Origin of the sequence: Rhodoferax sp., assembly GCF_030646845.1 — a bacterium.
Lineage (GTDB): Bacteria > Pseudomonadota > Gammaproteobacteria > Burkholderiales > Burkholderiaceae_C > Rhodoferax.
The window spans coordinates 37,222-55,193 of record NZ_JAUSLE010000003.1; the positions used below are offsets into that span (position 1 = coordinate 37,222).

Annotated in this window: 15 protein-coding genes; 6 read left to right on the plus strand and 9 right to left on the minus strand. The window is 60.9% G+C overall.

Annotated elements, in window-relative coordinates; translation table 11 throughout:
- The first annotated feature begins 77 nt into the window (after positions 1–77).
- Positions 78–5,033, plus strand: a complete 4,956-nt coding sequence (locus Q7T10_RS00355; protein WP_304744662.1) for a PAS domain S-box protein — start codon at positions 78–80, stop codon at positions 5,031–5,033.
- The gene (locus Q7T10_RS00360) at positions 4,994–6,001 is read left to right on the plus strand and encodes a diguanylate cyclase (RefSeq protein WP_304744664.1); all 1,008 of its coding nucleotides are present in this window, start codon (positions 4,994–4,996) and stop codon (positions 5,999–6,001) included. Before Q7T10_RS00355 ends, Q7T10_RS00360 begins: the two co-directional genes overlap by 40 nt.
- Before the next feature lie 9 nt (positions 6,002–6,010).
- Here the strand turns inward: Q7T10_RS00360 and Q7T10_RS00365 are convergent, their stop codons facing one another.
- Both Q7T10_RS00365 and Q7T10_RS00370 read right to left on the minus strand, forming a co-directional pair.
- Complete coding sequence (locus Q7T10_RS00365; protein ID WP_304744666.1) at positions 6,011–6,394, minus strand: response regulator; 384 nt, start codon at positions 6,392–6,394, stop codon at positions 6,011–6,013.
- Between the two features lie 70 nt (positions 6,395–6,464).
- On the minus strand, positions 6,465–6,848 hold the full coding sequence (locus tag Q7T10_RS00370; protein WP_304744668.1) for a hypothetical protein: 384 nt from the start codon (positions 6,846–6,848) through the stop codon (positions 6,465–6,467).
- A gap of 154 nt (positions 6,849–7,002) precedes the next feature.
- Here Q7T10_RS00370 and Q7T10_RS00375 point away from each other — a divergent pair, with 154 nt between their 5' ends.
- A complete protein-coding gene (locus Q7T10_RS00375; RefSeq protein WP_304744670.1) occupies positions 7,003–7,440 on the plus strand; it encodes a response regulator in 438 nt (145 codons plus the stop codon).
- Here the strand turns inward: Q7T10_RS00375 and Q7T10_RS00380 are convergent.
- From Q7T10_RS00380 to def, 5 genes are read right to left on the minus strand one after another with little or no spacing between them, the layout of a single operon-like run.
- Positions 7,347–8,540, minus strand: coding sequence for a phosphoglycerate kinase (locus tag Q7T10_RS00380; RefSeq protein WP_304744672.1), 1,194 nt, complete (start codon positions 8,538–8,540; stop codon positions 7,347–7,349). The genes Q7T10_RS00375 and Q7T10_RS00380 overlap by 94 nt on opposite strands.
- 60 nt (positions 8,541–8,600) lie before the next feature.
- Entirely contained in the window at positions 8,601–8,951 is a 351-nt protein-coding gene (locus tag Q7T10_RS00385) for an AzlD domain-containing protein (RefSeq protein WP_304744674.1), read from the minus strand.
- Complete coding sequence (locus tag Q7T10_RS00390) at positions 8,948–9,679, minus strand: AzlC family ABC transporter permease (RefSeq protein WP_370653702.1); 732 nt, start codon at positions 9,677–9,679, stop codon at positions 8,948–8,950. Before Q7T10_RS00390 ends, Q7T10_RS00385 begins: the two co-directional genes overlap by 4 nt.
- Entirely contained in the window at positions 9,679–10,650 is a 972-nt protein-coding gene (fmt, locus tag Q7T10_RS00395) for a methionyl-tRNA formyltransferase (protein ID WP_304744676.1), read from the minus strand. Before fmt ends, Q7T10_RS00390 begins: the two co-directional genes overlap by 1 nt.
- The gene (gene def / locus Q7T10_RS00400) at positions 10,647–11,156 is read right to left on the minus strand and encodes a peptide deformylase (protein WP_304744678.1); all 510 of its coding nucleotides are present in this window, start codon (positions 11,154–11,156) and stop codon (positions 10,647–10,649) included. Before def ends, fmt begins: the two co-directional genes overlap by 4 nt.
- Positions 11,157–11,345: 189 nt before the next feature.
- Between def and Q7T10_RS00405 the strand changes: the two genes are divergently transcribed.
- The 3 genes from Q7T10_RS00405 (at position 11,346) to Q7T10_RS00415 (ending at position 14,417) form a co-directional block, all read left to right on the plus strand.
- Positions 11,346–12,563, plus strand: a complete 1,218-nt coding sequence (locus Q7T10_RS00405) for a LysM peptidoglycan-binding domain-containing protein (protein WP_304744680.1) — start codon at positions 11,346–11,348, stop codon at positions 12,561–12,563.
- Between the two features lie 34 nt (positions 12,564–12,597).
- Entirely contained in the window at positions 12,598–13,815 is a 1,218-nt protein-coding gene (gene dprA, locus Q7T10_RS00410; protein ID WP_304744682.1) for a DNA-processing protein DprA, read from the plus strand.
- Between the two features lie 89 nt (positions 13,816–13,904).
- Positions 13,905–14,417: a DUF494 domain-containing protein gene (locus tag Q7T10_RS00415; protein ID WP_304744684.1), complete on the plus strand. Its 513-nt coding sequence runs from the start codon at positions 13,905–13,907 to the stop codon at positions 14,415–14,417.
- A gap of 11 nt (positions 14,418–14,428) precedes the next feature.
- On the opposite strand, the gene Q7T10_RS00420 is transcribed toward Q7T10_RS00415, so the two are convergent.
- Both Q7T10_RS00420 and secF read right to left on the minus strand, forming a co-directional pair.
- Entirely contained in the window at positions 14,429–16,996 is a 2,568-nt protein-coding gene (locus Q7T10_RS00420) for a DUF1631 family protein (RefSeq protein WP_304744686.1), read from the minus strand.
- Positions 16,997–17,010: 14 nt separating this feature from the next.
- Positions 17,011–17,964, minus strand: a complete 954-nt coding sequence (gene secF, locus Q7T10_RS00425) for a protein translocase subunit SecF (protein WP_304744689.1) — start codon at positions 17,962–17,964, stop codon at positions 17,011–17,013.
- Positions 17,965–17,972 lie beyond the last annotated feature (8 nt).

The window sequence follows — 17,972 nt, forward strand, 5'->3', positions numbered from 1 at the left end:
CCCTTCCATGACCGAGACAATAAGGGCCTATGCGCCGAAAATTCGACTTTAGCCCACGGCAGTATGGCTGGAAACCGTTGCTCTGGACCCTCGTGATGCTTGTCAGCGGGCTGTCGTTGACAGCCTACAGCGTGCATGCCACCCGTCAACGCCTGAATGCTGAGGCGCGGTTGCAGTTCAACCGGCAATTCGACCGCCTTGAAGAGTCCGTCCGGGCCCAGTTCAACCAGCCCTTGTACGGCATACGGGGCGCCATCGGCGCGCAGGCCAGCACAGGCGTCATGCGGCGGGCCAATTTTCGAGCCTATGTGGCATCACGCGACATTGCCGCCGAGTTCCCCGGCATACGTGGCTTTGGCTACATTGAGCGCGTCATGCGCCCCGACCTCGGCCGCTTCGAGGCCGCCGAACAGGCGGACCAGGCGCCCGGCTTCGTCGTCAAGACCTCGGGTGGCGCCGACGAGATGTATGTCATCAAATACCTGGAGCCCCAGGCTGGAAACCGCGCTGCCGAGGGACTGGACGCGGGTGCGGAGCCGATGCGACGCGAGGCGATTGAACGCGCCATCAACTCGGGCCAGCCCAGCCTCTCCGGCGCCATGACGCTGGTTCAGGACGGACGCCAGGGGGCCGGTTTTATCTACCTGGTTCCTGTTTATCGGGACGGCATAACGCCGGACACCCCCAAGGCGCGCCGGGCGGCACTGATCGGGCTCTTCTACTCGCCGCTGGTGGCCAATGAACTGCTGCTCAATTCCACCTTTGTTGCCAATGGTGTGGTTGATTTCGAGTTGATGGACGGACTGGGTGCTGACGCGGAGACGCTGGTTTTTTCCTCGGAGAAAACAGTTGCCGCCAGCACAGGCCGGATCAGGCCTGCAGATTTCAAGGCGACGCGCGCATTTCACAAGTCACGAATTGTGCCCATCGGCGGTCGCTTCCTGACGCTGCGCGCAGGCAGCAGCGCCGTATTTGAGTCGAATCTGGATCGCATCACACCACGGCTGGTGGGCATCGGCGGTGCCGCGCTGAGCCTGCTGCTGGCCACCATCGCCTGGCTCTTGCTCGTCGGCCGTGCCCGTGCCGAGTCGCTGGTGCGTGCCAAGACCCTCGACCTGGACCGTCTGGTTGGCACACAAAAAGCGACCAATGAAGAATTGGGCAAGGCAATCCGGGAATCACGGGCCCTGATGGAAACCATTGACCAGCATTCCATTGTTTCGATTACCGACCCGGCAGGCAACATCACCTACGTCAATGAGATGTTCAGCCGCATCAGCGGCTACAGCAGCACGGAGTTGCTCGGACAAAACCACCGCATCGTCAAGTCCGATGAACAGCCTGATGAATTCTGGACCACCATGTGGACAACGGTTTCAAGCGGCTACGTCTGGCGTGGTGTGATCTGCAACCGCACCAAGGACGGCTCCCGGTATTGGGTGGACAGCGTCATCGCGCCGTTCTTCGACGACAAGGGCGCGATTGAGAAATATGTCTCCATCCGTGCCGACATCACCGCCGCCAAGGTAGCGCAGCAGGACCTGGCGGCCGAGCGCGAACGTCTGAGCCACATCATCACGGGCACCAATGCCGGCACATGGGAATGGAATGTGCAAACCGATGAGCTCGTCATTAACGAACGCTGGGCCGACATCATTGGTTATGCGATTCAGGAACTCGCACCCGCAAGCCGGCAGACCTGGACGAACTATTGCCATCCTGACGATCTCCAGCAAGCCACGCAGTTGCTGACACAGCACATCGAAGGTGGCCTGGGCTATTACGACTGCGAAATGAGGATGCGCCACCGGGATGGCCACTGGGTTTGGATTCACAGTCGCGGCAAGACTTCATCCTGGACCGCGGACGGCAAACCTGAATGGATGTCAGGCACCCACCTGGACATCTCGAAGCGCAAACAGGCCGAAGAAGACCTGCGCCGCAACAACACCGTGATGCAGAGCATTCTGGACAACATTCCGGTGGGTCTGAGTGCGTTTGACAGTGATCTCAATCTCATTGCCAAGAACCGGCTGTTTCAGACCCACCTGGACTTTCCCGATGAATTGTTCAGCGGGCCGACAACCACGTTTGAAAGCATTATCCGGTTCAATGCAGACCGCGGGGAATATGGTGAAGGTGACCATGAGGAGACCATTCAGACCATTGTCGAACGCGCCCGCCACCCCGAGCCGCACCAGTTCGAACGGGTGCGGCCCAACAGTGTGATTCTGAACGTGCGCGGCGCGCCCATGCCGGGGGGCGGATTTGTCACCACCTACACCGACATTTCCCAACGCAAACAGGCCGAAGCAGAAATTGCGCGCACCACCGCGATGCTGCAGTCCGTGCTTGATGCCGCCTCGGAGGTGGCCGTGATCACCACCGGGCTGGACCGCACCATCACGCTGTTCAACAAAGGGGCGGAGCGCATGCTGGGCTATTCGGCCGCCGAAGTCGTGGGGCTTCATTCGGCCGCACTGTTTTTTGACGAACAGGAAGTAGCGGCCCGTGCCGATGTCCTGTCGGTGGAGCTTGGTCGCCCGATCACGGGCTTTGCCGTCGTGACTGACGAGTCGACGCTGGGCAGGAGGGTCGAGTGGAGCTATCTGCGCAAGAATGGGGACCGGATCACGGTGGCGCTCGTCGTCACACCACTGTTTGACACCCTTGGCGTGCGTACCGGCTACCTCGGCATCAGCCACGACATCAGCACCGAGAAAGACTATGAAAACTGGCTGCGCACCGCCATGGAAGACGCGGAAGCAGCGACGGTCGCCAAGAGCCAGTTCCTGGCCAACATGAGCCACGAAATCCGCACCCCCATGAATGCCATTCTGGGCATGCTCAAGCTGCTGCAGAACACCGAGCTGTCAGCCCGCCAGCTTGACTATGCGACCAAGACCGAAGGTGCGGCCAGATCGCTGCTGGGCTTGCTCAACGACATTCTGGACTTCTCCAAAATGGATGCCGGCAAGATGGCGCTGGACCCGCAGCCCTTCCGCCTGGATGACCTGATGCGCGACCTGTCGGTCATCCTGTCAGCCAGCATCGGCAAGAAACCGCTGGAGGTGCTCTTTGACATTGACCCGGCTACTCCCAAGCTCTTGATTGGCGATTCGATGCGCTTGCAGCAGGTACTGGTCAATCTGGCTGGCAATGCCATCAAGTTTACCGCGCAGGGCGAAGTCGTCATCCAGATCAAGGTGCTCGCGCGGACCGGCCCCGACACCACGCTGCAAATCTCGGTGCGCGACAGCGGCATCGGGATTGCCCCGGAGAACCAGAAGCACATTTTCGACGGCTTTTCACAGGCGGAGGCGTCAACGACCCGCCGCTTTGGCGGTACCGGGCTGGGCTTGTCAATTTCCAGGCGGCTGGTGGAACTGATGGGTGGCGAACTGGGCCTGCACAGTGTTTTTGGGCAGGGCAGTACCTTTCACTTCACCGTCACCCTGCCCGCCACCGACCAAGTGCCCGAGGGTGCGGAGATGTCCACCTTGCGACCGCTCACGAGCCTGAACGTGCTGGTGGTGGATGACAACCCCGTGGCGCTCGAGGTGCTGGCGGCCATGGCGCGGTCCTGCGGGTGGCAGGTTGACGCCGCCGGCAGTGGGGCCGAAGCCATTCGCCTGGTCGAGGCACGCGCCAACGCCAGTCTGGCGCCTTACCAGGCCATCTTTGTGGACTGGCAGATGCCCGACATGGATGGCTGGGAAACCTCGCTGCAAATTCGGCAGTTGGCACCGGCAGCCGGCGCCCCCATCATGGTCATGGTGACCGCGCATGGCCGGGAAATGCTCTCGCAACGCACGCAGGACGAGCAAACGCGCCTGAATGGCTTTCTGGTCAAGCCCGTTACCGCATCCATGCTGTTTGACGCGGTGGCCGAAGCCGGGGCAGGGCACAGCAATCTGCGTGCAGGCTCCAGATCAAAAAATGCGAAACTACAGCGCCTGGAAGGTCTGCGCTTGCTGGTGGTCGAAGACAACCTGATCAACCAGCAAGTGGCGCAGGAATTGCTGAGCGCCGAAGGCGCGCTGGTGGAACTCGCTGCCAATGGGCAATTGGGCGTTGCCGCTGTGGCCGGCGCCGACCCGCAATTTGACGCGGTGTTGATGGACCTCCAGATGCCGGTCATGGACGGCTACACCGCCACGCGCGCCATTCGCCATGAGTTGGGCCTGCTGCACCTGCCCATCATTGCCATGACGGCCAACGCCATGGCAACCGACCGGGAGGCCTGCCTCGCCGCCGGCATGAATGATCACGTGGGCAAACCGATTGACCTGCCCCATCTGATCAGGGTGCTGCAGAACCACGTCCGCCGCACCGCCGGCACCACCGCACCGCCAGCGCTCCCCATGACGGCTGACGCAACGCTCCCGGGCGCAGTTGCCAAAAGCCCGGCCGCTACGCTGCCTCCGGTTGACGCCGTCGACGTGGACGGGGCGCTGGAGCGACTGGGGGACAACACCGAACTGTATGCCCGCATTCTCCAGTCCTACCTGGACGAGATCCGCAGTCTGCCCGATCAACTCGACGCGTTCTTGCTCGGCGGCGACCTGGCCGGCGCAACCCGTCTGCTGCATACGCTGAAGGGACTCTCCGCCACGGTGGGCGCCGATTATCTGGCGGCCGTCGCCAGGACTGCAGAAAGCGCGGTCAAAGATGCAGACACCACGCTGGCGCATGACGATCTGCGCGCCAGCTTCCGCGAGGCCGTGGCATCGACCGGTCGCATCATGAGTCAGATCGCCCAGAATTTGACCCAGCCCGCGCCAGAAGAGTCCACCGCAGCAGAACCCGCGCTGGACACTGCCCAGTGGGTGGCGGACCTTCGGGACCTGCAGAGGCTGCTCAAAAGCTCCGACATGCGCGCCCTGGACGCCCATGCGCAATTGCGCCGAATCCATGCCCATGGTGCCGCTGACGAACTCCAAGCGCTGGACGCGGGCATGGCCGCTTTTGACTTCGCGCAGGGTGTGATTCAATGCGACATCCTGATCCGGAAATTCAGCCCTTCGATCTGACCATGCTCTACAACGACACACCCATCGCGGGGCTGCTGGATGCCCCACGCGGGAAACCCCGGCTGCTGGTGGTGGACGATCAGCCGATCAATATTCAGGTGATGTACCAGATCTTTGCGGCAGATTTCCAGGTGTTCATGGCCACCAATGGCGCGCAGGCACTGGCCATCTGCAAAGACAACCCGCCGGATCTGGTGTTGCTCGACGTCGTGATGCCCGGCATGGATGGCTTCGAGGTTTGCACCCTGCTCAAGGCTGATGAGGCCACACAAAACATTCCGGTGATTTTCGTTACCGCGCACAACGACGCGGCACAGGAGACCCACGGTCTGGAGGCAGGCGCCGTTGACTTCATTGCCAAACCAGTCAACCCTGCCGTGGTCCGGGCTCGGGTCAAGACGCATCTCACGTTGAAATTTCAGTCTGACATCATGCGAAAACTGGTATTTCTGGATGGTCTGACGGGCGTCTACAACCGGCGTTATTTTGACCAGCAACTGGCGCTTGAATGGGCGCGCTCGGCACGCCATGACTCACCCCTGAGCATTATCCTGCTCGATGTCGACTTCTTCAAACACTACAACGACCACTATGGCCATCAGGCCGGGGACGACTGTCTGAAACAAGTTGCCATGACGCTCAAGACCTCGCTGAAGCGCCCAGCCGATCTGGTGGCGCGTTACGGCGGCGAGGAATTTATCTGCATCCTGCCTGACACGGCTTTCGACGAGGCGATGACCTTGGCGCGGCAACTGGAGCAGCAGGTCAGGGCCAGGCAAATCCCGCACGAGAAATCTGCCATCGGTCCATTTGTGACAATCAGTCTGGGGGTGGCAGCCCGATCAGAGCCGGACGTGGGCACAGAGTCTGGAGAGACGGTCAACGACAGCAACGCGCTGATTGCCTTGGCGGACGCTCGCCTGTACCGTGCCAAGAGCAGTGGCCGGGGACGGGCTTGCGGCGGCTGACAGCAAGCCCTATTTGAGCGCGGCCTCAATCTTCGCTTGCAGGGCTTCCAGTTTGGGAGGCTTCACGATGTACCCCAGGATCCCCAGCGGCAGCGCTGCACCCAGGGTTTCCTTGCTCGCGTCGGCGCTCATGAAAATCACTTTGGTGTGGCTGACGGCCTGATTGGGCAGCCCCCGCAGCTTTTTCACAAACTCAAGACCGTCCATCGGCTCCATGTGAATGTCTGTCAGGATCAGATCGGGTCGCAGCTTGACCGCGCTGATGAGTGCGGCGCCGCCATGTTCGCATTCATGCACATCCTGAATCCCGATGCGCATCAGACTGTTTGCGACGAAGGTACGCATCAACCGATCATCGTCCACGACCAGTATTCGCGCTTTTGTAATGTTCATGGGTTTGGTTTTTTGCTATCGCGCCACTCAACCGGGGCGCCCGCTTGATTCTATGACGGCCATCGCTGCTTCAGCCGTCCCCTAGAGTGCCGCGATCAGACAAGTAGGACCGGATGTCCTTCAGCAAGAGAAGGAGTGCCGGCGCCAGATCGGCAAAAACAAGCTTGAACGAAGCCGCAGACTCGGTCTTGCTCAAGGCCTCCGCCCGCGTCACGTGTTCAATCAGCAGATCGTGACAAAAAATAGGCACAAATCCTTTGATGGCATGAATCAACCGGCCTGCCGCGGCCATATCACCCAGTTCAAGCTTCTGCCAGATCTTGTCAATGTCACTTCCCAGACTCTGTTCGACCATTCGCAGCAAATCGGCGGCGGCGGCCGCGTCACCGGTATAGCCAATGGCCCGCTCGATGTCGAGATGGGTGGCTTGAGGGAAATGTTGGGGATCAACCATGCTCACGTCATAAGACTCATTGCAGGACCAGCCTGGTATCCACGCGAATATGCACCAGGGGCAGATGGCCAGCGGCCTCGCGCGCGCGTGGTTGACCCCATGTCAAGCCAGTAGGCACGACAATCCGGTACACCTTCCTTAACTCGGAGATTCGATGCAACCACTACGGATACTGCTGGTCGAGGACCACCCGATCAATCAGATGATCGCAACCAATCTGCTGGAAAAGAATGGCCACAAGGTCGTTCTGGCGAAAGATGGGCAAGAGGCGGTCGACCTGTTCCCCACAGCTTCCTGGGACATGGTCCTGATGGACGTGCAGATGCCAGTGCTGGGCGGGCTCGAAGCCACGAAAATCATTCGCGCGACGGAGCCGGCAGGACAACACACCCCGATTGTCGCCATGACGGCCAACACCAGCGACGCCGACCGGGACGACTGTCTGGCCTCGGGCATGGACGACCATTTGGCGAAACCGATCAGTTCGGCAGCCTTGCTTCAGGTGCTGGCGCGCTTCGTCAATATCTCGAATGCCGGCAAGGTCTTGCCCTCCAGCACTTCCAGAAACGCGCCGCCGCCGGTGGAGATGTAGCCCACCTGTTTTTCGATGCCGTACTTGGCAATCGCTGCCAGCGTGTCGCCACCGCCAGCAATGGAAAATGCGCTGGACTCGGCGATGGCGTGGGCGATCACCCGGGTGCCGTTTTCAAACGCAGGGAACTCGAACACACCCACGGGCCCGTTCCAGACGATGGTGCCGGCGGCCTTGAGTTGCGTGGCAAGCGCCGCTGCCGTCTCGGGGCCAATGTCCAGAATCAGGTCATCGTCTGCCACATCGGTGGCGGCCTTGACGGTGGCCACGGCGTCGACCGCGAAGGTCTTGGCAGTAACCACGTCCGTCGGAATCGGAACTGCTGCGCCCCTGGCTTTCATGGCATCCATCACGGCTCTGGCTTCTGCCAACAAATCCGGCTCAGCCAGACTTTTGCCGATCTTCAAACCGGCCGCCAGCATGAAGGTGTTGGCGATACCGCCGCCGACGATGAGCTGGTCCACTTTATCGGCCAGGCTTTTGAGAATGGTGAGTTTGGTCGAGACTTTGGAACCGGCCACAATTGCCACCAGCGGGCGTTTCGGATTGGCAAGCGCCAGGGTGATGGCATCCATCTCGGCCGCCAGCAATGGGCCGGCACATGCCACCTTGGCGAACTGGGCGATGCCGTAGGTGGAAGCCTCGGCCCGGTGCGCGGTACCGAAGGCCTCGTGCACAAAAATGTCGCACAGGGCGGCCATCTTCTTTGCCAGTTCTTCGTTATTCTTCTTCTCACCCTTGTTGACGCGGCAGTTTTCCAGCAGCACCAGCTGGCCAGGCTGCACGCTCACGCCGTCCACCCAGTTGGCGAGGAGCGGCACGTCGCGCCCCATCAACTCGGCCAGGCGTTGAGCCACGGGCGCCAATGAGTCAGCCGGCTTGAATTCGCCCTCCACCGGGCGGCCCAGGTGTGAGGTCACCATCACGGCGGCACCGGCGTCCAGCGCCATCTGGATACAGGGAATGGAGGCACGAATGCGGGTGTCTTCTGTAATATGGCCAGCGTCGTCTTGCGGCACATTGAGGTCGGCGCGGATAAACACACGTTTGCCGGTGACCTGGCCCTGGGCACAGAGGTCGGAGAAGCGGATGACGTTCATAGAGGACCCTGACGGTTGTGAAAGTGACTGCCCGGATTGTAGAAGCGCGCTACGCCCCAATTACCAGCCCAGGCCGAGATGCAGCGGCAGGTACACCGCCATGCCCGCCACAATCGTGCCCAGCACCGCTTGTCCCGCCCCCTTGCGCCAGAAAAACCAGGCGGCGCCAGCCGCAACGGCAAACAGCCGGGCGTCTTGCCAGGTGCTGATGAACTGCCCCTGCGTCATCACCATTTCAGGCACGATGACGGCAGCCAGCGCGGCAATGGGCGCATACTGCAGGCCGCGCTGGGCCCAGTGCGGCAGCGTCCATGGTTTGCTGGAAATAAAGAAGAGTGAGCGGGTGATGACGGTGATCACCGTCAGGCCGATGATGACGCCCACCGTCCACAAGTCGGTGCTGCCGCTCATGCCTGACCTCGCCGGGCCAGCCGTGTTTCTTCCAGCATCAGACACAACGCGACCGCCGCCGCAATGGCCACCAGAATATTGAGCTTGAAAGGCAAGGCGAAAGCCGCCACCGCCGCGGCGCCCGCCACCCCGGCTGAAACCCAGCGCAGCCGACTCGATGCCAACGCACACAAGACGCCCAGCAGCGCCAGGATGCCGGCAAAACCCAGGCCCCAATGGGTCGGAATGAAGTTGGCCAGCACCACGCCCAACGCGCTGCAGCCGACCCAGGCGATCCAGTTCACGCCACAGTTGCCTGCCAGATAGGCCTGCTGGGCGCGCTGTTGCAGCGCATCGCCGTCATGATGGGGGTACCGTTTGGTGAACAGGACATAGCTCAGGTCCGCCGTCAGGTAGCCGGTGACGAGGCGCTGCCACAGGGGCAGATGCATTACATATGGCCGCATGTGGGCGCTGAACACCACAAAACGCAGGTTGACGCAAAAACCGGTGGCCAAAATCACCCACATGGGCGCGCCCCCGGTCAGCAATGGGATGGCCGCCAGTTGCGAGCTGCCCGCATACACGATCGTCCCCATCAGCAGCGCCTCCACGGTGCTCATGCCGGACTTCACCATCGCCACGCCGGTCATCAAGCCCCAGGCGGCGATGCCCGGGGCTGCCGCCAGTGAGTCGAGCGCACCCTGGCGAAACTCGGGATGCCGGTAATTGGCGCGCAGAAAAAACACTAGTCGACGCGTTTCTTAAAGACCATGCCGGGCCGCAGATCAAAACCCCGCAGGAAGTCCGCCACGCCCAGACGTTTTGCCCCGGGGCGCTGCAATTCTGAAACGATCACTATCGAATTCATAGCTGCCACCGCAATACCTTCGGGGGCTACAGCCAGAATTGATCCAAATTCCGCGCCAGAAGGCGGTGCACCCAATCCCACGTTCGCCCCCCAAATTTTGAGCGTCTCGCCGCTCAAGGTTGCCGCCGCGCCAGGAAACGGATTGAACGCGCGAACACGCCGCGTGATCCGCTCGGCCGGTTGGGACCAGTCAATCATGGCCTCGTGCTTTTCAATTTTGTGGGCGTAGGTAACGCCGTCTATGGGTTGCGGCACCGGCTTCGGGCCACCGCGAGCCGCCAGCTCCAGGGCATCCACGATCAAACGGCCACCCAGGGCCGCCAGCTTGTCGTGCAATGTGGCGGTGGTGTCGGTTGCGGCGATCGGCAGTTTTTCCACAAGCAGCATGTCGCCCGTGTCCAGTCCGGCGTCCATTTGCATGATGGTCACGCCGGTCTCGGTGTCACCCGCTTCAATCGCCCGGTGAATGGGTGCGGCACCGCGCCAACGGGGCAGCAGTGAGGCGTGAATGTTGAAACAACCCAGGCGGGGTGCATCGAGCACCCACTGCGGCAGGATCAGGCCATAGGCCGCCACCACCATCGCATCCGCCTGCGCCGCTTCAATGGCAGCACGCGCGGCTGCGGCATCCTCCGGGTATTTGCCGTCCAGCCTCAGGCTGCGCGGTTGCGCTACCGGCACGCCCATATCGAGGGCGCATTGTTTGACACTCGATGCCTGCAGCTTCATGCCGCGCCCTGCGGGTCGGTCGGGCTGGGTCAGCACGAGCGCAATCTGAAAACCAGCGGCTCGCAGACGCTCCAGCGCAACGCGGGCAAACTCGGGCGTGCCAGCGAAGATCAGCCTCAACGCTTTTCCTCGCGCTGCGCCTTGAGCATTTTCGTCTTGATGCGATTGCGTTTGAGCGGCGAAAGGTATTCGACGAACACCTTCCCCATCAGGTGGTCCATTTCGTGTTGAATGCACACCGCCAGCAGGCTGTCGGCCTCGATGACAAGCGATTTGCCCGCACCGTCAAGGGCCGTGACCGTGACGGCGTCAAAACGTTCCACGCCGTCGTAGATGCCAGGCACCGACAGGCAACCTTCCTCGTTGAGGTGAGTCTCTGTGCTGGTCCAGATGATTTCAGGGTTGATGAGCACCAGCGGCTCATCGCGCTCTTCGGACACGTCAATCACAATCAGCCGCTCATGCACATCGACCTGCGTGGCCGCCAGTCCGATGCCTTTGGCGTCGTACATGGTCTCCAGCATGTCCACAATGAGGGCCTGGGTGCGGGCGTCCACCGCCTGCACCGGTTTGGCCACCGTGTGCAGTTTCGGATCGGGAAAACAAAGAATGGGTAATAAAGCCATGGATTCTCTTCAAAGATGTCGTTATTTTCGCTACTTTTCGCCGGCCCGGCATGGGTCAAGGGCAGAAAACGTTGCCGAATCAAGGGCTTGAGCGCAAAATCGCGCCTAATTTATCAAGATTTTCAACGGCAAAGCACGGCTGTCGCCGCCCCCCGAACAGCCTCACTGGCATTTTCAACGCACCGAAATATGACAAAACACATGATGACGAAATCCAGAGTTGCAATGGCTGCCGTAGCGATGCTGGCTGGCACCTTGGTGGTCCTGCCGGCCTGGGCCCAAAACTTTCCGGTGACGGCGGACCAGAAGGCAACAGCGACTCAAGTCGCGCAGACGGGCGTGCCCTTGAGCGAATTGGCGGCCAATGCGCCGGATAACTACACCGTCAAACGGGGCGACACCTTGTGGGCAATATCAGGCGTCTTCCTCAAGCGCCCCTGGCGCTGGCCTGAGTTGTGGGGCATGAATCTGCAGGAAATCAAGAACCCGCACCTTATCTATCCGGGACAAATGTTGTATCTGGAGAAGAAAGACGGGCGCGCCACACTGCGCGCCAGGCAGTCGTCGGCTGCCGGGGAGCCTACCGACACCGTTCGCTTGTCACCGCGGACCCGTTACGAAAGCTTGGCCAGCGATGCCCTGCCCACATTGAAAAGCCACCTGATTGAACCCTTTCTGGCTGAACCTGTGATCGTGGACGAGAACGGCCTGAAGTCTGCGCCGCGCATTGTGGCAGCGCAGGAAGGCCGGGTGTTGCTGACCCGTGGCGACCGCGCCTACGCGCGCGGACATGGCGACGCCGTCCTGCTGGATGACCCAACCCAGAGACAGAAGCAATACCGGATATTCCGCAACGCAACACCCCTGAAAGACCCTGTTACCGGCGAAGTTCTGGGCTATGAAGCGCAATATGTGGGTCAGGCCTTGCTGGTTCGCGGTGAATCCACGCAAGAGTCCACCGGCAAGGACGGCAAACCACGCACTGACATTGTTCCAGCCACGATTGACATTGTGGGTGCCAAGGAAGAGATGCGTGTCGGCGACCGGTTGTTGCCAGAGCCCGAGCGGCAGTTGCTGAGTTACGTACCCCGTGCGCCACAGGGCACAGTGGACGCCCGCATCGTCTCGGTGTATGGCAGTGCCGTTGCCAACGCCGGGCAAAACCAGGTGGTGGTGATCAATCGCGGCACCCGGGACGGTGTGCAGAGCGGGCACGTCATGGCCATCATGAAAGACGGCGCGCGCCTGGTAGACAAGACTGACGCGGCCCGGGACGAGTTGAAATTACCAGATGAGCGCAACGGTTTGCTCATGGTGTTCCGAACTTTCGAGAAGCTCTCCTATGCGCTGGTTCTGGAGGTCGTAGACAGCGTCAAAGCAGGCGACCGGCTGGTCAATCCACGATAAGAGCAGTTCACGCGTTGCCCAGCATCGGCGGCAGATGGAGCTTGAAGAACTCGGCAGCTGGCTGCGACTGACACTCACGCCGGGTGTCGGCAATGAAAGCGCCCGCAAGTTGCTGGCGGCATTTGGGCTGCCAGACGCCGTGTTCAGGCAGTCGACGGCAGCGTTGCAGCAAGTGGTGACTCTGGCGCAGGCCACCGCCCTGCGCACCGAGCCGCCTGCCTTGGCGGCGCTGATTGACCTCACTTGGGCGTGGCTGCAGGGATCCGGAGCCGGCCAGGCGCAACGCCACATTGTGGTGTTGGGTGACGCGGACTACCCGGCGTCACTTCTGACCATTGAGGACCCGCCGCTGATGCTGTACCTGTTGGGCGCCGGTAGATTCTCACCAGATAGCGCTCAAACTACCGCAGATATATCGAACTCAACTGATTATTCAATAGCAAATAGTCTGGCCAACAGCATTGCCGTGGTCGGCAGCCGCAACCCCACCCCGCAAGGCGCCGCCAACGCACGGCATTTTTCCAAAGCGATGGGGATGGCTGGCCTGACCGTGGTGTCCGGCCTGGCATTGGGTGTCGATGGCGCTGCGCACGAGGGTGCCCTGGACAGCGTAACACCGGGTTCGAAGCGACTGGCCACTGTGGCTGTGGTGGGCACGGGACTTGACCGCGTATACCCCAAAGGTCACCTTGAGCTGGCCCACCGTATTGCCCAAAACGGGCTGCTGATCAGCGAGTACCCGCTGGGCACGCCACCTTTGGCGGCCAACTTTCCCAATCGCAACCGAATCATTGCGGGACTGGCCCAGGGCACGCTGGTCATTGAGGCTGCCTTGAAGTCCGGCTCGCTCATCACTGCACGCCTGACGGCCGAGCAAGGCAAGGACGTTTTTGCCATTCCTGGCTCCATTCACTCCACCCAGGCGCGCGGTTGCCACGCGCTCATCAAGCAGGGGGCCAAACTGGTGGAATCCGCGCAGGATGTGCTGGAAGAGATGAACGTCGACACCGGACCGGCGTTTGCCATTCACTCAGTAACGGGTGGCGAGGACATCGTGAGTGCGGATGGACTGTTTGACACGGAGCACGCTCTGCTGGACGCCCTCGGTTTTGACCCGGTGGGACTGGACGCTCTGCAGGCCCGCTGTGGCCTGGACACTGCCAATTTGCAGGCGCAGTTGATGGCATTGGAGCTTGACGGACTGGTCGCGCGCTTGCCCGGCGGCTTGTTTCAGCGCATGGCCGAGGCCTAAAGCCAGAATTGGGACGGAATTGACTGCCAAGTCCAACTTGGTGGTCAACTTCATGTTTTGCGAGTCGCCATTCGCGCTATATTGGAGCCATGTTTGAAGTGCTTGTCTTCGTTTACGAAAATTACTGGCGCGGCGATGCCTGCCCCGAACTGGCTCATCTGGAACGCAAGCTGAACGCGGTGGGTTTTGATGCCGACGAAATTCAGGACGCGCTGGCTTGGCTGAACGACCTGAACTTGGCGGCCCGGGGCCTGCAGCAGCCCACGCCTGACAATGCAGCAGGCATCAGTTCTTTGCCGCTGTCCGACGTCAAACAGTGGGCTCCATCGTCCAACAGCATGCGCGTGTACTCGGTTGCCGAGCAGAACCACCTGAGTTCAGAGTGTCTGGGATTTGTCAGTTTTCTCGAAACCGCAGGCGTGTTACCGCCACACATGCGCGAAATCGTGATCGACCGTGCGATGGCAGCTCCCGGAGACCCGGTACCGCTGGATGATCTCAAGATCATCGTGCTCATGGTCTACTGGAGTCTGGGTGAAGAACCCGATGCACTGGTGCTTGACGAATTGTGTGACGACAGTTCCAGCCGGCTGGCGCACTGACGCTGGGCAGTTCAACCCAGCAGACGTTCCGGATTGGCCTCAAGCTTGACGAGTGCGTCGCGCGTGGCGCGCACCGTGAGCGTTTCCTCCTCCTGCGCCAATAGCAGGCCGGCCTGCAGATAGGCCGCCAGGCGCCCGGCCTGAATCAGGTAGCTGTGCCCATCCGACGAAGCAAACAAATTCAGGTGTTTGCGATCACTGCGCCAAACGAATTGCACCTGAACCACCCGTCCGTTGTGGTCCAGCGTGAACCATGAGCCCAGCTGCAACTCCTGCGCCCACGCCAGCATGGCACCCGTCGGCTTGGAGCCGCCATCGGCCACGACATCGATCGTCGAGGCGTCTATGCCCAACATCATTTCAATACTCTGGGCATCGAGCGGCAGATCCCCCATGCCGTCATCGTTGACAAAGTCTTCAAGGTTCGCCAAGCGTTCCGCCATCGCCTGGATCTGCTCGGTCGGGATTGCCTGGGTCTTGGACAAAAAGGCATCCGCCAGAGTGTCGCTGACAGTCTTGATGTGCGCCTCCTGCTCAGACGGCGCCACACCGAGCAGGGTCATGCCAGCCCGCAGTCTCTGCAGGAGCTGCGGCAAATCCTGAATCACGCGGGCCCGATCAGCGCGATTGGGCTTGGCGCTGGCGGCCCAGACCAGATCCGTTGCCGATTTTTTGAGCCCAAGAGTCTCTGGATGCTGCGGGCCTTTACGCACAGCCGCCACGGCCAGCACTTCGGCCCAGACCTTGAAGAGGAACTCGCGAACCTCCTCTCGCACCGGAATATCCTTGAGCATGTTGCGCATTTCGATCGTGTACTGGATCGTCAGCGTTTCCTTTTCCTCCACCTGCTGGGCCACACTGACCAGTTTTTGTGTCGAGCCTCTGCCGGTCAAAAACTGTGCCAGAAACTTCTGAAACTCGTCGTACACCAGTTGGTACACCCGCTTGCCCGTCTCCGGGTACTGCTCGATCACCTGCACCACCCGCTTGATCTCTGTTTCAAGCGCGCTGCCGTTGATGCCGCTGGCATCAAAACCCATCACGCAGGAACCCATGCGGTCGATCAACTGGCGCGCCGGGTGATTCAGCGTGCTGAAAAAATCCGGCTCGGCCAGCGCTACGCGCAGCACCGGCATCTGCAGGCGGGCAAACCAGACCCGAATGCCGGGCGGGATGCGATCCTCCTGCAAAATGGCCTGAAACATCAGGGCAACGATCTCAATCGTGGCCTTTTCGCTCTTGGTTTCTGCTTTCTCCTTGAGTTCTGCGGTTCGTTGCCGCAACTCACCCGCCACCCGCGCCACACCGGCCGGGCTGTAATCTTCCATGACAGTGCCGCCGACCGAATACGCACCGACCGGTCGCGACTGCACCGCCATGGCCGCCGCCAAGGCAGGCGACGGAGGCTGATAGTGCGTTGCTTCAAAATCCGTGCCGCCCGAACCAATCAGCAGACGCTTGAGTTGTCCCAAGACCCCCTGTGCCCGACTGCGCACCCGGGCAAGCGGTGTGGTCGAAGTCATCAGTCGGGTTTCGTCCGAAGCACTGCCGTAGCCCGAGCTGTGCCGCCCAGCCGCGTGCTGTCCCTGCATGGGTGCAGCGCCAGAGCCGCTCGGCATGGCGCCTGCCGACCTGGAAGACGGCACGCCCGAAGCGCCGACTGGCCCTGCCTCGCTCCCGCCCCAGCCCAAGCGTCCCCCGAAAGCCCCCTCCGACCGGGACCCGGGCTGTCCGCCCTGACCTACGGGATCTTGGGCACCTTGTCCGCCTTGATTCGTCCGCCCTTGTGGACCCTGGCTGCCGCGGTAGCTCCCCTGATCCCCGGCATCAGCGTAATAGCCACCCGGTCCGGAGTCTCGGCCGGACTGTTTTTCGACCGGCGTCTGTCCTGACGGCGGCACAGCCGGCGGGCGAGCACGTGGCGCGGCCGACGGTACGCGCTTGACGCGATCCTTCAACTCGATGGTCGGCAGCACACCCTGCTTGATCAAAAACTCATTGCAGCTGGCGTAGGCTTGTTTGAAACGCTCGGTCAATAGCTTATGGGCGACATCATTCACCAATGGCCAGGAGTCGCGGGGCATGCCAGCGTTGGCCCACTGCTCGATCATTGATAGAACCGACACTTCAGGCCGAAGAATATCGTGGCCCTCCAGGTCTTCCAGTCCCTCAAGAAACTTAATGCGCACCCGCAGATCATTCAACTCGGCGCTGACTTTTTCCATCACGCCAAGTACCAGCCGCGACGCCAATATCTTGTTTTCAACCACCTCTGTGCCGACGAGTTCAAGACCGCCTTCCAGACTGTTCTTGGGAGCAGTCACAGCGGGCTTCAGCGCGGCCTGCCAGTCTTTCAAGGTACCGTCGACCCAAGCCGCCCGATTCCGCTGATAGAAAGTCCACGCATCTCGCCGACTCTGCATTTCGCGTGAAGACGCGGCCTCGTTCATCAGGGTCGTCAGCCGCTCCTGCACCGCCGTACCCAACTCCACCATGGCACGCGAGGCATCCGCTACAAACCGCTTACGCGTCTCCTGGGCGAGCTGGACTCGTTGCGCAAAAGAGGGTTGGGTCGCCATATTTCAAATTCGTCTCAGACTGTCGCACCCGCATTGGGGTCATTCGGGTCTTCGTCTTTCTTGGCACCGCCCTTGACCAAATCTTCGCGCTGAATGCCAAGCCACATGGCAATGGCGGCGGCCACAAACACGGAAGAATAGATGCCGAACAGAATCCCAATGGTAAGCGCCAGTGCAAAGTAGTGCAGCGTGGCACCTCCGAAAAACAGCATGGACAGCACCATGAGCTGGGTCGAACCATGCGTGATGATGGTGCGGCTAATGGTCGAGGTAATGGCACTGTCAATGATTTCCTGGCTGTTCATCTTGCGATAGCGCCGGAAATTCTCACGGATACGGTCAAAGATCACGACCGACTCATTGACCGAGTAGCCCAGTACTGCCAGCACGGCAGCCAGCACCGGCAGGGAAAACTCCCACTGGAAGAAAGCAAAAAACCCGAGAATGATGATGACGTCGTGCAAATTGGCAATGATGGCCGCCACGGCGAATTTCCATTCAAACCGGATGGCCAGATAGATCATGATGCCGGCGATCACGAAGGCCAGCGCCTTGAGGCCGTCGGTTGCCAGCTCGTCGCCCACCTGCGGTCCCACGAACTCGCTGCGACGCATGGTGGCAGTCGGATCTGCCGCCTTGAGCGCTGCCATCACGCGGTCACTCTGCTGGGCAGAACTCACGCCTTTTTGCACTGGCATGCGAATCAGCACGTCGCGGGCAGTGCCAAAATTTTGCACTTGCACGTCGGTCAGACCCAGCGTCGCCACCGTGCCTCGTACTGAATTCAGATCAGCCGGTTGCGAATAGCTAACCTCCATCAAGGTACCGCCCGTGAACTCCACCGACAAATGCAAACCGCGCGTGAACAGGAAAAACACGGCCGCTACAAAAGTGATCAGCGACACGAGATTGAGAACGAGCGCATGCCGCATGAACGGAATGTCGCGTTTTATTCTGAAAAATTCCATGACTACCT

Excerpts from the sequence above, each read along its gene's own strand:
- Q7T10_RS00370 (WP_304744668.1), bottom strand. The coding sequence starts at position 6,848 with ATGGTTGATCCCCAACATTTCCCTCAAGCCACCCATCTCGACATCGAG.
- dprA (WP_304744682.1), top strand. The coding sequence starts at position 12,598 with ATGGAGCTTGAAGAACTCGGCAGCTGGCTGCGACTGACACTCACGCCG.
- secF (WP_304744689.1), bottom strand. The coding sequence starts at position 17,964 with ATGGAATTTTTCAGAATAAAACGCGACATTCCGTTCATGCGGCATGCG.
- def (WP_304744678.1), bottom strand. The coding sequence starts at position 11,156 with ATGGCTTTATTACCCATTCTTTGTTTTCCCGATCCGAAACTGCACACG.
- Q7T10_RS00375 (WP_304744670.1), top strand. The coding sequence starts at position 7,003 with ATGCAACCACTACGGATACTGCTGGTCGAGGACCACCCGATCAATCAG.
- Q7T10_RS00360 (WP_304744664.1), top strand. The coding sequence starts at position 4,994 with ATGCGACATCCTGATCCGGAAATTCAGCCCTTCGATCTGACCATGCTC.
- Q7T10_RS00380 (WP_304744672.1), bottom strand. The coding sequence starts at position 8,540 with ATGAACGTCATCCGCTTCTCCGACCTCTGTGCCCAGGGCCAGGTCACC.
- Q7T10_RS00365 (WP_304744666.1), bottom strand. The coding sequence starts at position 6,394 with ATGAACATTACAAAAGCGCGAATACTGGTCGTGGACGATGATCGGTTG.
- Q7T10_RS00415 (WP_304744684.1), top strand. The coding sequence starts at position 13,905 with ATGTTTGAAGTGCTTGTCTTCGTTTACGAAAATTACTGGCGCGGCGAT.
- Q7T10_RS00385 (WP_304744674.1), bottom strand. The coding sequence starts at position 8,951 with ATGAGCGGCAGCACCGACTTGTGGACGGTGGGCGTCATCATCGGCCTG.
- Q7T10_RS00420 (WP_304744686.1), bottom strand. The coding sequence starts at position 16,996 with ATGGCGACCCAACCCTCTTTTGCGCAACGAGTCCAGCTCGCCCAGGAG.
- Q7T10_RS00405 (WP_304744680.1), top strand. The coding sequence starts at position 11,346 with ATGACAAAACACATGATGACGAAATCCAGAGTTGCAATGGCTGCCGTA.